This window comes from Erythrobacter sp. GH1-10, from assembly GCF_045363165.1.
GTDB lineage: Bacteria > Pseudomonadota > Alphaproteobacteria > Sphingomonadales > Sphingomonadaceae > Erythrobacter.
Genome location: NZ_JBJFLP010000001.1, coordinates 653,193 through 667,940, shown reverse-complemented (window position 1 = coordinate 667,940; position 14,748 = coordinate 653,193). Strand labels below are relative to the sequence as shown.

Below are 14,748 nucleotides of genomic sequence, written 5' to 3'. Positions count from 1 at the left end.
GTGTCGGCTAGTTGAGGATCCGGCTTCGAAGGTAAGCGCACAGTGAACCAAGCCTAGCCTGAGAGTATCGGTTGTAACGAGGTGGAAGCATCACTCCCGTCGCCGCCCCTACAGTCATCCCTCTATAAGTCCCGGGTAATTGCTCACGTCAGGCAAACATGTAGGTCGCCTGCCTGATGCTGCCGAGATCGAGATCGCCCTTCTTGGGCGCTTCGGGGATCTGCTTGGCGATCTCAGGGGCGTGTTTGAGATCATCCAGAACAGACGACCGAAAGGCGGCCAGCGGATCTCCCTCATAGAGGTCGATGAACGTTTCCCTGAGGATTGCTGCAAGATCGTCAGTCTTCGCGGCGTGAGTGCCGAAGCTATCGTGAATTACGGCCAAGCTTTGGATCCCCTGCACCGAACACTCGTTAGCTACCATCATCAGGTGGGCGGCATCGAGCGAATGAATGAAGTTGGGGGCGATGCCTGAAAGGGCGGCGCGAGCGTCGTTCCAGCGCCCTTTGTTGTCGGCTAGAAAGTCTGCAAGCGTTGGATTCCCATCCTCCCCTGCGACGCGTAGCTGATGCGTCTTGCCCTGAATGGTTACCTCAACAGATCGAGCCTTCTCCCTTGGGTATCGCTGCAGTACTGGAAGGCCCACCGGGGTATCCCACCAGATTGGAAGATCAAGCTTGTTGACCAGGCTCATGACCTTCCGGAGCCAATCCATCGCCTTCCTCGCTGCTGGCACTTGCTTGCCCAACTCGCTGTATAGCAGCCCCGCCAGCCAGAAAGCAGCTTCTCTATTATCGAAGCTCCCAAGATGGGGCTCATGTCCGCGCAGTAGTGCTTCTTCGTCCAGTTCTTGAAGAACCTCGTCGATTTGCTCGGCCATACTGTGGCGCGTGGCTGAGTAGGTGTAGGTCATGCAGGGGCGCTTGACGATCTTGCGGGTGATCGTCTGTCCCTTCCACGGTAATGCGCCTGGATCATCTGAATCGTTCACCAGTTCTTGCGCGCGGGCGGCAACAACCGAGTAAAGATCCCCTGGGCGCTCCTGATCGACCAGGTTCACGTGAGGGGCAGCGTATGGATCCCGTAAAAGCGCCGTGAAGTGCTGTAGGCCGGAGTTCGATCCATCGAGCGCAATCGGCACGTGAGAACAGAACGACTCACCTTCCCGTCGATACCCTGCCCATTCGATACATGCCGCAAGCGCCTGCCAAGGCTTATCCGCTGTGCTCCAGAAGCGCTGACCATTGAGCGGATTGGTCGCGCTGTCGACGATCTCAGCGTCGTGCGTCTCGACCCACCGAACGCGATCCTCAAAGCTCACCTTGTCGACCCCAAAGAGGTTCGCAAGGTGGATAGCCAGCCAGCGTGCCCCCCTGGGCCCTAGCGGTTCCCCGACAGCGAAAGTCAGGAGAGCCTTGCTTATATCATCGCCCTGCGGCGAAGGTCCGCCAGCCGGGATCGGATAGACCCGCCCGCGCCAATCCATGCTGTGCGGATAATAGACCGCCGGATAGTCCGCCAGCTTCTCCGCCACCCAAAGCTTCTGCATCAAGGCAAGGCGCTTGCCCTTGCGTCGTGCGTTGACCGCATGAACCTTGGCCGCCCTACTCTTCCACTCCTGACGGATAGCTTCATCTTCTTCGAAACCGCTTGGCCTCGCCGGAACTAGTTCGTCGTCTCGAGGTGGCAGACCGCCGAGAGTGCCTCCACTTTCCCAGACCGCTCGCATCGCTTGAAGGATAGGACGATTAGTTTTCCAGGCAGTGCCCTGGATCGCGTTGATGGCGCTGAAGACGAGCGGCATCTCAATGTTTTCGAGCTCATCAAAGTAGGGCCGGGAGTGCTGTCGGATGATGGCATTTCCCGGTGGCGGATCGAGATAACCACCGTCAAAGGGCGTAGTCCACGGGCATGGCGGGACAACCATAGGCATCGGAATCGGATCGAGCAGTTCGCATCGAGCGTGTTGCTCTTCGAGCCATTCTCCAGCCTTGTCAGTCAGCTCGAGACGGTAGTGTGTCCGTCGCTTCTTCCCCATCCCCTCGTCGACACGGACCTTCGTGAATAGGCCGGTGGCATCCATGGCGAGCTCGATCAGTTTAGAACCCACCAGAACTCGATCTCGCGGCGACCAATCGAGAGCTACGCCCTCCTGGCGGTAGATCTCGCGGGTCAGGCGAAGTCTGCGTTGGCTGGGAGACGCTGTCTTCCGCAAGCTTCTATCAAGGCCAGCCGCGCCCGCCTTGTTCACCTTTCGGAGGGCTTCAGCCTCCATATGCCCCATGACCGCAGAGGCCACAGCGACCGCAGCCTTCTGCCAGACCAGCCGCTGGACCCCAGACTGAATGGCGGAGCGCAGTGTCAGAACCGCAAGTGGCTCCGGCTCAGCACCCTTAAGCAGCTTTATCGCGCTGTGCTTTCGTCCCGCAACGCCCCGCTGAGCTGCATCAAGAAATCCATCGATAGCAGAAACGGTCGGCTGGAGCGCGAGCCGCAAGAGCCTGCGTCCTGGCGGCAAGTCCGCCTCGTCGACACCCTTTCCAAGAACGCTCGTCCACTTGCTTCTTTGCTGCCGATAACGGGCTATGCCCAAGGCGCGGGATTCATCTTCGAGGGCCTGTTGGGCCTCGAGCAAATCTTCTCTTGTCATGTCTGCTAGGTCAGGATTGGTCGGTAAATCTTGCGTGGCTCAATTAGGCTGGGCTGCTTCACACCGCCGTCCGCATTGGACATCCGGAGCGAGTATCCCTTCTCCAGCCAACCTACGAGGTCATCTTCGTCAGGAACCTTGATGTAGTCCTTTTCGAAGCGGGTCTTCGACACAACGAAGCACCCGTCGCGATGCCTGTGCGGGAAGAGAAGAGTGCCTTCGTTTGCTCCGCGCCTTACAAAGGCATGGAGCCCTGATTTCGGTAGTTCCATTGTCATTCGGCTGGCTGAGCCCCCAGTTTCGCGGCTACGCTCCGGAACTTCTCAAGAGCCTCCTCGAGGTTCACCACAATCTCTGCGGCAATCTCGTCGGGTGGCGGGAGGCTGTCGGGGTCGGTCGCGCTGTCATCCTTGAGCCAGAAGATATCGAGGTTGACCTTGTCGCGCTCGATCAGCTCCTCGTAGGTGAACTTGCGGAAGCGCTCGGTCTCCTCACGGGTGTGGCGGGCGTGCTTCGGGCGATAACACTCGACGAAGTCATCGAGGTCAGCTCGGCGGATCGGGCGATCCTTGAGGGTGAACTTTTGGTTCGTCCGGAGATCGTAGACCCAGAGCTCCTTTGTGGCGACCTGCTCACCAGCGGTGGCCTTGTCGAAGAACAGGACGTTCGCCTTCACGCCTTGGCTATAGAAAATCCCGGTTGGGAGCCGCAGGAGCGTGTGGAAGTCGAAGTCCTTAAGCAGCTTGCGACGTAGGGCCTCCCCCGCCCCGCCCTCGAACAGCACGTTATCGGGCATCACGATGGCCGCCGATCCGCCGACCTTTAGGATCGTCATTATATGCTGGAGAAAGTTGAGCTGCTTGTTCCCCGTGGTGACGACAAAATCGTCCCGGACATACTCCTGCTTCTCGCTCTCTATCTGTCCTTCAGCATTGACGATCCGGAAGGACTGGCGTTTTCCGAAGGGTGGATTGGCGAGAACGAGATCGTAGCGCTGGCCGTCATCACTGAGCAGCGCGTCAGCCTGCTTCACCGGCGAGTTGTCCCCGCCAATGCCGTGGAGGTAGAGGTTCATCGCGCAGAGCCGGACTACCTCGGCGACAATGTCGGTGCCGAAGAAGCTCTCCTCACGGAGTTTGCGGGAGGTGGCGCGGTCGGTTGCGCCAGGCTTGTCTCGCATGTGCTCGTAGGCAGCCAGCAGGAAACCGCCGGTGCCGACGGCTGGGTCACAGACGGTCTCGCCAGGATCCGGATCGATGGCCTCGACCATCGCCTCGATGACCGGACGAGGCGTGAAATATTGACCCGCCCCCGACTTCACTTCGCCCGCGTTGCGCTCAAGCAGACCTTCGTAGATCGAGCCTTTAACGTCGACGTCGAGACCCATCCACGTCTCGCCATCGATGAGGGTCACCAGCCGCTGGAGCTTGGCTGGGTCGCCGATCTTGCTCTCTGCCTTCAGGAAGAGCGTTCCGACGATGTCATCACGCTTCGAGAGCTTTTCAAGGACATCCTTGTAGTGGTTTTCCAAGGCAATACCTGACTTGCCCCGCAAGGTGTCCCACCGGCAGTCCTCTGGGATCGCGGAAGGTTCGCCAATATATTTCGTCCGCTCCTCGTCCATCTTTAGGAAGAGCAGGAAACTGATCTGACCTAGATAGTCGCCGTAAGAGACGCCGTCATCGCGGAGAACATGGGCGTAGTTCCAGACCTTAGAGACAAGTGCCTGTTCGTTCACTGAACCAGTTCCCCTTTAAAGGCCGAGGCAAGAATGGAATGGCGAAGGATGCGCGACATTGAAGCAGCATCCTCGCCTTTGAGTGCAAAATCTCCCGCCTCCTCAAACAAGGCGTCGAGCAGAAGAGCTATTTGTCGTTGTTCGTGCAATGGGGGCAACGGCAGTGCAAGTGCCCTAACAAACTGGAAATGGCGGCTATATCCACGATCTTCGAAATGTGCCGCCCTAAACGCATGAAGCATATATCTCGCATCAACCATCGGGTGAGGTGCAATGATTTTGATGCCATCTGCTCCAATGCAAAAGGGCTCTGACACCGGCTTGAATCTACGAGTATGGTCTCCAAACAAGATCAACGGCTGATCGACCATTTGTAGCAGAGTCTCATCGTCGGTGTAGCCAGCGACGTCTTTGGCTCCCTGGTCGATAACCTTGAACTTGCCTTCAACCAGATAGTCCCGCTCTTTGAGCTTAAGCCCACCATCACTACGCACATCGCAAAGCTGGGAGAAACTGGCCCAGGCCCATCCATCAGGAAGGTCGACCAATTCGCTGGTATCCGCCGCTTCAGGCTCCTTGTATTTCTTCTTCCTATTCTTCGGGTCGCGATCCCACCGAGTTTTACGCTCTGCTAGGATCTGCCTCAAGAGTTGCTCACCATTTTGCTGCAGAGGATTGGTCGCTCGCCAGTCTGCAGTGAGCTCTCCGGCCATTGCGGCCTTTAAGAGCGACTTGCGGTAGGTCTCAATATCATCCGTTATCCGCTCGAGGCCAGCTTCACCGTCATCCAGTTCGGTGAAGAGCTCATCGATCCGCGCAACGATGCGTTTTTGGGTCTCCAGTGGTGGCAGTGGAAAGGGATAAGGGCTCATCCTTGCCAGATCGATTCTTGGTCGATCCCCTGTCACTGCGTGACTGGTGAAGTCGACAAATCGAGAATGATGGAGCAGCCACTTAAGGTAGTCCGGATCAACGTCTTCGCGGGTTTCGAAGACGATGAACTCTCCCGAGCAAGCCCCGTCCTGATCCGCGAGCCAAACCTTGTTCAAATAGGGACGCAACCTCCCATACAAGACGTTCCCTGCGCGGAAACGGTTGGCGCTGCTCCGCATCGACGCGAACGGCACTGTGGACGTAAGGGAAGTTGTGTGCGGTTCAATCGCATCCAATCCCACGAATGGAAGCTTACTCGCAGGATCTGGCTGCAGCTTTTCTTTGCTCTGTCGCACCACGGCGCCAAGCGGCTCCCAGCGCCATCCATCCGGCAAGGGTGAGGGCCCTTCGATGGGTCCCGAGTTGACGATCCCTCTCTTGCTGTCCCTCGCCACCCAAAAAACCCTTACGCCACCAATGCTTCGGTCACGTCGCCGATAACGTCCTCGAGCCGGGAACCAAAGGCCTTGCGGGCAGCAATTACGCCGCCTTTCGAAGTAAACTGTGGGAAGTCCTGCAGGTCCCTCAGGGATAGCTCGATATTGGCTGCGAGGTGATCCCGAATGGCCTCAAGCCAGGCGAGCTGTTCCTGCGTGTATTCACGCCCCGCCTTCTTCTCGCGCCCAAGCCAGAGGTTGAAACGGCCAGCCATATCCATCGACAGTGGCGCAAGTGTCTCGGTCGCTCCAATGGCGAAGCGCACAAGCGAAACGATATCAGTGAGCACCTTGGCCGGATTGCCCCGCACTTTGTCACCCTGAAGCCGCCTGTAAGCGTTCCAGAGCGCAGGCGGCTGGAGCAACCAAGGAGGTCGCATCATGGCCGACTGGAGCTCCTCCAAGCGCTCGTAAGTGAGCTTCTTCTGAGCCTCGGGCTTGCTGTAGAGGATCGAGAGCGCAACGATCTGGTCCTTCTCCTCCTCCAGGAACTTCTCGAAGCTCGTGATCATCTCCTTCGCGGCGTTCTCGTCGAAGCCAGTCGAGATCACCACGTCAGGCGAGTGCTGGTCGATGACAACCTCGCTCATCCGCTTGAGATCGATCAGGAGGTTACGGAGCTCAGGACTGTTGAAGGGCTCCAGCGCTTCTTCCCGCAGTCGCTCGGCCACCGCCTCCTCAGGCTCTTCTGAAGAGCTCTGGGCGGCGATCTTGTCATTGTCGATGGCATCCACCAGCCGCCCAGCCAGATCGGCCACAGAGAGCCCTCCAGTGGCCTTACGGACCTCCTCACGTTGTTCGTCGCTGAGCTTGCGGTCGAGGCTCGCTAGACGACCTGCGAGGGTCGAGACGGCATCCTCGTCACTGCGCCCGCTGGCGATCTGTTCCAGGAGCTTATCGAAGGACGTCGTGCGCTCCCGCTCCAGCGGCTTGGCAACGTGCTTTTCGCTCTCGGTGACCCCGACGGCATCGATCAGAACGAAACGGTCCTTCACCTTGGCATCGGGGGTGACCCGATTGAGGTCGCTGGGGTTGACCGTGCGGACCCCGCGCCCGCGCATCTGCTCGAAGTAGAGCGCCGAGCCCACATCGCGCATGAAGATCACCACCTCGATAGGCTTCACGTCAGTGCCGGTGGCAATCATGTCTACCGTGACCGCGATGCGCGGATTGTAATCGTTGCGGAAGGAGCTGATCAGCTGCTCCGGATCCACGCCGGTGACCTTGTAGGTGATCTTCTTGGCGAAATCGTTGCCCTTGCCGAAGACCTCGCGCGCGATGTTGACGATCTCCTCCGCGTGGTGGTCGTCCTTGGCGAAAATCAACGTCTTCGGGACCTCGGTGCGGCCAGGGAAGAGTTCTGTCGAGATAGTATCCCGATAGGTCTCAAGCACCGTACGGATCTGGTTTGGCGCGATGACCGAGCGGTCGAGATCCGCGCCGCCATAGATCAGGTCGTCCTCGAGCTCCTCATACCGCTGACGGCGCGTGTGGCGGTCCCGCCGGGGCACGGTGAAACCAGCAGGAATCCTACTGCCATGCTCGCCGATCTGGGTGCGGATGCGGAAGATCTCGTAAGGGACGTTGACGCCATCGGCGACCGAGCGCTCGTAGGGATACTCGGCCACAAGGTTCTGTTGGAAAAAACCCAGCGTGTGCACCGAAGGGGTCGCGGTGAGCCCGATGATGTGCGCGTCGAAATAGTCCAACACCTGCCGCCATGTGCCATAGATCGAGCGGTGACACTCATCGACGATCACGATGTCGAAAGTCTCGGGCGGAAAGTCGGGATTGTAGGTGACGACCTTTGGGGGACCGCCGGTGCGCTCGAAGCCGCTGACCTCGTCCTCCTCCTCGCTCAATTCCGTTTCGGAGAGCTGCGAGAAGACACGCTGGATCGTGGAGATGACAACCTTGGCGTCCTTGTCGAGACCGGCAGGGCCCAGCCGCTGGACGTTGTAGAGCTCCGTGAAGAGCCTGCCGGTGCCATGCGGACGGAATGCCTGGAACTCCTTCAGCGTCTGTCGCCCAAGGTTGTTGCGGTCGACCAGGAAGAGGATCCGCTTGGCTCCCCCATGTGCAAGCAACCGGTAACTGAGGCTGGCAGCAGTGAAGGTTTTGCCCGCGCCGGTGGCCATCTGGATAAGGGTGCGCGGCTGGTCCTTGCCCAGGGACTCCTCGATCCCCTCAATGGCCTCGACCTGGCAATCGCGGAGGCCCTGCGTGTCCAGCGGCGGCAGGCCCTTCAGGCGTGCCCTGAGGCTAGAGCCATCCTTGAGCCATTCGAGAAGCGTTTCAGGCTTATGGAAGGCGAAGAGGCGGCGAGAGCGTGGGTCCGGATCGGCTAGGTCCGAGAACTGAATCTCCGAGCCGCTAGCCTCGTAATCGAAGCGAAGAGGATCTCCCCAGTGCTTAAGCTGTTCAGGTGGCTTGAGCTGGTAGCGACGCGACTGGTCGACAACGCCCGAGAGCGTGCTCCCCTCCGGTTTCGCTTCGACAACCCCGCAGGCTTTCCCATCGACAAACAGAAGGTAGTCGCAGGGGCCCGTCGCCATCGGATACTCGCGCACAGCAACACCCAGTGAGGCCGTGCGGTTCATTTGCGAGCGATCCTGAATGACCCAGCCGGACGCCTCAAGCTGGGCGTCGATCAGTTCGCGGGCCTGTTCTTCAGGTGTCGGCATGGCTGTAACATGCCGAGCCCAAAGGGAAACGCAACCAAAACAGTCGTCATCCGACAGGTGGGCGCTTAAATCCCGGATAGGATATCTTGGCGATTGCTTCTCGAAGCATCGCTGTCGAGTGACCACTTCCGTAGTTGTTGGAGGTCGTGCCTCCCCTCGACCTGCCAGCAAGCTCCTCCCCTAGGGCCGTTCCGTGAAGGCCTGCCTCCCGAAGGCGGTCCTGGAAGTTGTGACGGAAGCTGTGCAGACCCAGCTTGTTCCCCGTCACCTCGCGCTCCTTCAAAAGGCGAAGGAACCAGTCGGAGAAACCATCGCCCCATTTGCCCCGCGAGTCCGGCTTCTCCCCGGGCCAAAGCTGCTCGCCCCCGCTGTCCTTTTGCGCCTTCGCGTAATCCAAGAAGCCGAGCGTAATGAGCTCAGGATGCACGGGCAGCATCCGCCGTGCATTGGTTGTCTTGAGGCGCCTCGCTCCGCCTGCCCTAACCAGAATAACAGGCACTCCATCGATCTCTGTGATGTCGTCGGTGGTAAGTTGGGCGATCTCGCCTCTCCGCATGCCGTGATAGAGAGCCATCAAGGGGCCCCAATAGTGTAGAGGACGTCCCTTCGGAGCGTCGTCTCGAGGGCACCACGGCTCACCGCCAAAGATGATGTTGAGTTGCTCGATGGTGAATGGATCGCGCTTATCGGCCTCTGCAACCGGATCATGGACACTAAGGCCCGACAATGGATCAGCCGCCATCCACTGCTCTTGAACAGCGAAGCGGAAAGTCGCCTTCATCATTGCCAGATATGTCCCGTTGATGCTCTTGGGGGAGAGCTTGGGGAAGTCGGTCTTGATGGCTTCAAGGATCGAAAGGCCGCGAAGCTTGGGTGACTTGCCGAGACCTCTCGGCAGTTGGCGCACTACATCGAACAGCTTTCTGCCATCCTCTCGTGTGATGGTATCTAGCTGACGGGCAGAGCCGAGCACTTCCCGCATGACTCTTTCGACTGGGACATAGGCCGCTGTGCTCGAAGGCGACCATCTGTCTTCACGGTCTTTTTTGAATGCCTCGATGAGTCCACCGAGCGTTGGCTTGGCCTTCTTTTCATCGACTGCCCTTAGCGCGGAGGCAAAGACCGGATCAGAAGGCTGGTAGCCGAAGTCGCCTCGAATCCTGGCGTCCCTCATCTGCCACAGCTCTTTATCCGCCCTCGCCATAAGCTGAGCCGCGAGACGGAAACCAGGAGTATCACGGTCGGCCTTGATGCCGTGCTCAGCGAAGAGCCGCTCTGCATGAGTTTCAAAGACCTCGAGGTCGCCGGTGCCGATCATTTCCGACACAACTTCAATGATCGGGTTGGTGCCGTCGAAGGCTACTCGACGAGCCTCAGGGTCAACTGTCGGGTGGAGTAGGTCGTACTCGGCATCTTTCTTGACCCGCTCTGCAAACCAACGAGACACCAGGATTGTCGCTTCAGCTTGCGTCACTTCTCTAGGAGCGTTGTCCACCAACTGACCAAGGCGGTCCACTTCCGAGAAGAACTCGATCTCCGCAGCGGGTCGCAAACGCACCGCTTCCTCGAGACTCGAGGTGCCAAGGTGGCGAATAAAAAACTCACCCTTTGCCACCGCGATCACGTTCTTGGGCCAGCGGCGGCGGTACCGATAGTGACCGTTGATCAGTTGAAGGTGACGCATCCTACCAGACACATGAGCCTCTCTGTGTACTTCGAAAGTGTACTTCAAAGAGGCTTTATGCGCTGTTTTTCAAGGGTTTCAAGTGCTTGAAAATGTTGGTGCCCAGAAGAGGACTCGAACCTCCACGCCCTTGCGAGCGCCGCCACCTGAAGACGGTGCGTCTACCAATTCCGCCATCTGGGCACACTTGTCGCAGCGAGTCGTCGTCGCGTCGCCGCTCGGTAGGCGCGGGCCAATAGCGAGCCGCGCGCTGTCCTGTCAACGCTTTGTCTCCGCAATATGGTAAGGGAACACTTGCCCGGCAAGCCGTGTTGAAGCATTGGCACCGCCATTCAGTAACCAGAGCCACACGGGATCGCCCGAACATGACCAAGACCTCTCCGCTCGCCGATAAGCTCGTCACCGTCTTCGGTGGCAGCGGCTATATCGGCAATTACGTCGCGCAGAGCCTGCTCGAACGCGGAGCGCGGCTGCGCATCGCCAGCCGCCACCCGGAGAAGGCGCACTCGCTCCAGCCGCTCGCCAATCTCGGACAGCTGCAGTTCGCGCGCTGCGACATTACCAAAGAGGACAGCGTCAAGGCGGCACTCCACGGGGCGGATTACGTGGTCAACCTCGTCGGCGCCTTCAGCGGCGATCTCGACACGCTGATGGGCGAGGCGCCCGGCACTATCGCGCGGCTCGCGAGCGAAGCAGGCGTCACTGCGGTGGTGCATGTCAGCGCGATCGGAGCCGACGAAAGCTCGCCTACCGCCTATGCCAGCGGCAAGGCCAAGGGCGAGGCCAATGTGCTCGCCGCCTACCCGGCGGCGACGATCATGCGGCCCTCGATCGTGTTCGGGAAGGACGACAACTTCCTCAACATGTTCGGGCAGATGATCGAGATGCTCCCCGCCCTCCCCGTGTTCGGACCGGATGCGAAGATGCAGCTGGTGTTCGCCGACGACGTCGCCGAAGCGATCGCGGTCGCGCTCGAGGATCCGGCGGCGCATGGCGGGCACATCTACGAGCTGGGCGGCCCCGAAGTGCTCACCATGATGGAAATCAACCAGCGCATCGCCGAGGCGCAAGGGCGCAAGCGCCGCTTCATCGCCATGCCCGATGGCGTCTCGGGCCTGTTCGCGAGCCTGCCCGGCACGCCGATGAGCCGCGACCAGTGGACGCTGCTCAAGGCGGGAAGCGTGGTTTCGGGCGAGCACCGCACCTTTGCCGATCTCGGCATCACGCCGCGCCCGCTCGGCCTGTTCCTCGACAAGTGGATGACCCGCTACCGCCGGTTCGGCCGTTTCGGGCGCAGCGACGAACGCGCCAACGCGCGGAACAAGGCGGGATCGAAGATCGCCTAAACCGCCGGGCCCGGACCGGCGCTGGGATTACAGCGTCGCTGAATAGAGCTCCAGCAGGTCGGCATAGGCCTTTTCCGCTGCCTCTTCGGCATAGGCGGGGCTGTCGGGCACGGTCCAGCCGTGATCTCCGGCATACACTTCGATCTTGGCGGGGCGCCCTGCATCGTCGGCCGCCTGGGCGAAGGTCGCCTTGGCCTGCGGATCCTCGGCATCGTCGTCCTGCGCGACCGCGATCAGGAAGCTCGCTTGCGCCCGATCGAGCACGTTGTGCGGGCTCATCGGGTTGTCCTCGCGCACCAGCCCGCCACCGTGGAAGCTCGCCGCCGCCTTGACGCGGTCCGGGACTGCAGCGGCGGTCCAGACGGTGAAGGGTCCGCCCATGCAATAGCCCTGCGTGCCGATCCCGCGCGACGTATCGACCTGCTCCTGCCCGTCGAGCCACGCGACGATCGATTTGGCGTCGCGCATGATCGCCTCGGCGGTCAGCTTCTCGCGCCACGGACGGACCTTCTGGAATCCCTCCGCCTCGATGAAGGCGGCGAAGTCGGCAAACTGCTCGCCCTGCACATCGCGATAGTAAGGGTTCACGACCAGCACCGCATAGCCTTCGGCCGCGAGCCGCATCGCCATTTCGATCTTCGACTGGCGCAGGCCGGCGATATCGGGCCACATGATCACGGCCGGATAGTCCTCGCCCTGTTCGGGATAGACGAGAACACCGTCCATCGTGCCGTCTTCGGTGGCGAAAGAGACCGCATCGGAAAACATCGAGCGCGAGCCTGCGGAGCTCTCTCCGGTCGCCTCTCCCCCGTTCGGAGCGCAGGCCACGACCGCCGCGGCGCCGGCCAGTACGCCGAACTGCCTGCGGCTGATCGCGTCCTTCGCCCAATTCTTCAGTTTTGCCTCATCGCACATTGCCGCATCTCCTCTTGGCACATCTCGCGTTTCTATGAAGACGCGTGGTTATGGACAACCGTTCCCGCACGCGGCAACATGGGAAGCGGATAGGGAGAGGGATCCGCATGACAATCAGGAACTGGGCGCTCGGCGTCCTTGCGTGGAGCGCGCTTTCGATCGCTGCGTGCAGCGAGCTGTTTTCCGGCGGCGAAGAAGGCGGCGTAACCCAGGCAATGCTGCTCGCCGCCGATGGAGATGCCGCGAACTGGATCACGCACGGGCGGACCTATTCGGAACAACGCTATTCCCCGCTCGACCAGGTGAACGCCGAAACCGTCGGCGACCTCGGCCTCGCGTGGTACGCAGATATGGACACCGCGCGAGGACAGGAAGCGACGCCGCTGGTGATGGATGGCAAGCTCTACCTCACCACTGCATGGAGCAAGGTGAAGGCCTACGACGCTGCGACCGGCGCACCGCTGTGGGATTACGATCCCGAGGTGCCCGGCGAGACCGGGGTCAAGGCGTGCTGCGATACGGTCAATCGCGGACTTGCGGCATGGGGGAACAGCCTGTTCCTCGGCACGCTCGACGGACGGCTTGTCTCGCTCGATCGCGACACCGGCGAAGTCAACTGGTCGGTGCAGACTACCGATCCGGAACGCAGCTACACCGTCACCGGCGCGCCGCGAGTGATCGATGGCAAGGTCATCATCGGCAATGGCGGCGCGGAATTCGGCGTGCGTGGCTATGTCGCGGCCTATTCCGCCGAAGACGGATCGGAACTGTGGCGGTTCTACACCGTGCCCGATGGCGATTCGTCCGACGATCCCGAATACCTGCAAAGGGCGTCCGAAACATGGTTCGGCGACGTCCTCGGCAGCGAGAACGGCATCGGCGGTGGCGGGACGGTGTGGGATTCGATGGCCTACGATCCCGACCTGAACCTGCTTTATATCGGTGTCGGCAACGGGAGCCCGTGGAACCGCGCCTATCGCTCTCCGGGCGAGGACGGCAAGGGCGAAGGAGACAATCTCTACCTCTCCAGCATCGTCGCGATCCGGCCCGATACCGGCGAATATGTCTGGCATTACCAGACCACACCAGGCGAGACGTGGGATTACACCGCGACCCAGCACATCATCCTTGCCGACATCGAACTGGATGGCGCGCCGCGCAAGGTACTCATGCAGGCGCCCAAGAACGGGTTCTTTTACGTGCTCGACCGGGAAACCGGCGCGTTCATCAGCGCCGAAGAGTACATCCCGCAGAACTGGGCGACCGGGATCGACGCGAACGGTCGCCCGATCTTCAATCCCGAAACGCGGATCGACGTGACCGGCCAGCCGGCAATGGTGATGCCGGGGCCGCTGGGAGGACACAACTGGCACCCGATGGCATATCATCCCGGCGAAGGGCTGGTCTACATCCCCGCATTCGAGGCGGCGACGATCTATGCTCCCGAGGCGAACTGGAAGCCCGATCGCGCGCGCGGTTTCAATGTCGGATACGATCTCGGCGCGGGCGATCTTCCGCCCGATCTCGGCATCCGCCGCCAGCTTTACGGCACGGTCAAGGGCAAGCTGACGGCGTGGGATCCAGTGGCGCAGGAAGCGCGCTGGACAGTCGAATTCCCCGGACCATGGAACGGCGGGCTGCTCGCCAGCGGCGGCGGGCTGGTGTTCCAGGGAAATTCGGGCAGCGAGTTCGCGGCCTACGACGCGGCCAGCGGCGAGAAGCTGTGGAGCTTCCCAGCGCAGACCGGGATCGTCGCCCCGCCGATCACCTATACGGTCGATGGGGAGCAATATGTCGCGGTGCTGGCCGGCTGGGGCGGCGCCTATGCGATCACCGCCGATGGCGACCTGATCAACAGCCAGGGGCCGGTGCGCAACATCTCGCGCCTGCTGGTGTTCAAGCTCGGCGCGAACGGCGAACTGCCACCGATGCCGGAATTGGCAAACCTTCCGCTCGATCCCCCGCCGAGCCGGGCGGACGCCGAGACCATCGCGCTCGGCAAGGCGAATTACGCGCGCTATTGCGCGGTGTGTCACGCCCCCGCCGCTGTCGGATCGACCGAGCTTCCCGACCTCAGGCGTTCGGGCACGCTCGGAAACCCGACCGCGTGGCAGGCGGTGGTGCATGACGGCATCCTAAAGGACAACGGCATGGCCAGCTTCGCCCCCTCGCTTTCGAAAGAGGAAATCGAAGCGATCCGCGCCTACGTGATCCAGCGCGCTAATGAGGACAAGGCGATGGAGGCTGCGGCGGACAGGATGGCGCGGCGGTGACGCTCCAACCTTGCTCGAAGACAACAACTCAGTTCAGCGAGGCTAAAATGCTGCGGGTCTAGCGCTTTCCCGGGTCACGCAACTCGGG

8 protein-coding genes and 1 tRNA gene are annotated in these 14,748 nt (G+C 60.8%); 2 read left to right on the top strand and 7 right to left on the bottom strand.

Annotation, left to right across the window (positions count from 1 at the left end; translation table 11 throughout):
- Positions 1–148 precede the first annotated feature (148 nt).
- The 6 genes from ACI5KX_RS03315 to ACI5KX_RS03290 form a co-directional block, all read right to left on the bottom strand.
- Complete coding sequence (locus tag ACI5KX_RS03315; RefSeq protein WP_406809251.1) at positions 149–2,650, bottom strand: DNA-directed RNA polymerase; 2,502 nt, start codon at positions 2,648–2,650, stop codon at positions 149–151.
- Positions 2,651–2,924: 274 nt separating this feature from the next.
- Complete coding sequence (locus tag ACI5KX_RS03310) at positions 2,925–4,388, bottom strand: N-6 DNA methylase (protein WP_406809250.1); 1,464 nt, start codon at positions 4,386–4,388, stop codon at positions 2,925–2,927.
- Positions 4,385–5,656 carry a restriction endonuclease subunit S gene (locus ACI5KX_RS03305; protein ID WP_406809249.1) on the bottom strand — a complete coding sequence of 424 codons (1,272 nt, stop codon included), beginning with the start codon at positions 5,654–5,656 and terminating at the stop codon, positions 4,385–4,387. The genes ACI5KX_RS03310 and ACI5KX_RS03305 overlap by 4 nt, the downstream gene beginning before the upstream one ends.
- A 71-nt stretch (positions 5,657–5,727) precedes the next feature.
- A complete protein-coding gene (locus tag ACI5KX_RS03300) occupies positions 5,728–8,442 on the bottom strand; it encodes a DEAD/DEAH box helicase family protein (RefSeq protein WP_406809248.1) in 2,715 nt (904 codons plus the stop codon).
- 46 nt (positions 8,443–8,488) lie between these two features.
- Positions 8,489–10,126, bottom strand: coding sequence for a hypothetical protein (locus ACI5KX_RS03295; protein WP_406809247.1), 1,638 nt, complete (start codon positions 10,124–10,126; stop codon positions 8,489–8,491).
- A gap of 96 nt (positions 10,127–10,222) precedes the next feature.
- Positions 10,223–10,309: transfer RNA gene (locus tag ACI5KX_RS03290), tRNA-Leu, on the bottom strand.
- 182 nt (positions 10,310–10,491) lie between these two features.
- On the opposite strand from ACI5KX_RS03290, the gene ACI5KX_RS03285 reads away from it, so the two are divergent.
- Positions 10,492–11,472, top strand: coding sequence for a complex I NDUFA9 subunit family protein (locus tag ACI5KX_RS03285; RefSeq protein WP_406809246.1), 981 nt, complete (start codon positions 10,492–10,494; stop codon positions 11,470–11,472).
- A 27-nt stretch (positions 11,473–11,499) separates the two neighbouring features.
- Here ACI5KX_RS03285 and ACI5KX_RS03280 read toward each other — a convergent pair whose 3' ends face one another.
- Positions 11,500–12,387, bottom strand: coding sequence for a dienelactone hydrolase family protein (locus ACI5KX_RS03280; RefSeq protein ID WP_406809245.1), 888 nt, complete (start codon positions 12,385–12,387; stop codon positions 11,500–11,502).
- A 107-nt stretch (positions 12,388–12,494) separates the two neighbouring features.
- On the opposite strand from ACI5KX_RS03280, the gene ACI5KX_RS03275 reads away from it, so the two are divergent.
- Positions 12,495–14,660: a PQQ-dependent dehydrogenase, methanol/ethanol family gene (locus ACI5KX_RS03275; RefSeq protein ID WP_406809244.1), complete on the top strand. Its 2,166-nt coding sequence runs from the start codon at positions 12,495–12,497 to the stop codon at positions 14,658–14,660.
- The last annotated feature ends 88 nt before the right edge of the window (positions 14,661–14,748 follow it).

Coding starts and splice junctions, on each gene's coding strand:
- ACI5KX_RS03285 (WP_406809246.1), top strand. CDS start 10,492: ATGACCAAGACCTCTCCGCTCGCCGATAAGCTCGTCACCGTCTTCGGT.
- ACI5KX_RS03275 (WP_406809244.1), top strand. CDS start 12,495: ATGACAATCAGGAACTGGGCGCTCGGCGTCCTTGCGTGGAGCGCGCTT.
- ACI5KX_RS03300 (WP_406809248.1), bottom strand. CDS start 8,442: ATGCCGACACCTGAAGAACAGGCCCGCGAACTGATCGACGCCCAGCTT.
- ACI5KX_RS03280 (WP_406809245.1), bottom strand. CDS start 12,387: ATGTGCGATGAGGCAAAACTGAAGAATTGGGCGAAGGACGCGATCAGC.
- ACI5KX_RS03295 (WP_406809247.1), bottom strand. CDS start 10,126: ATGCGTCACCTTCAACTGATCAACGGTCACTATCGGTACCGCCGCCGC.
- ACI5KX_RS03315 (WP_406809251.1), bottom strand. CDS start 2,650: ATGACAAGAGAAGATTTGCTCGAGGCCCAACAGGCCCTCGAAGATGAA.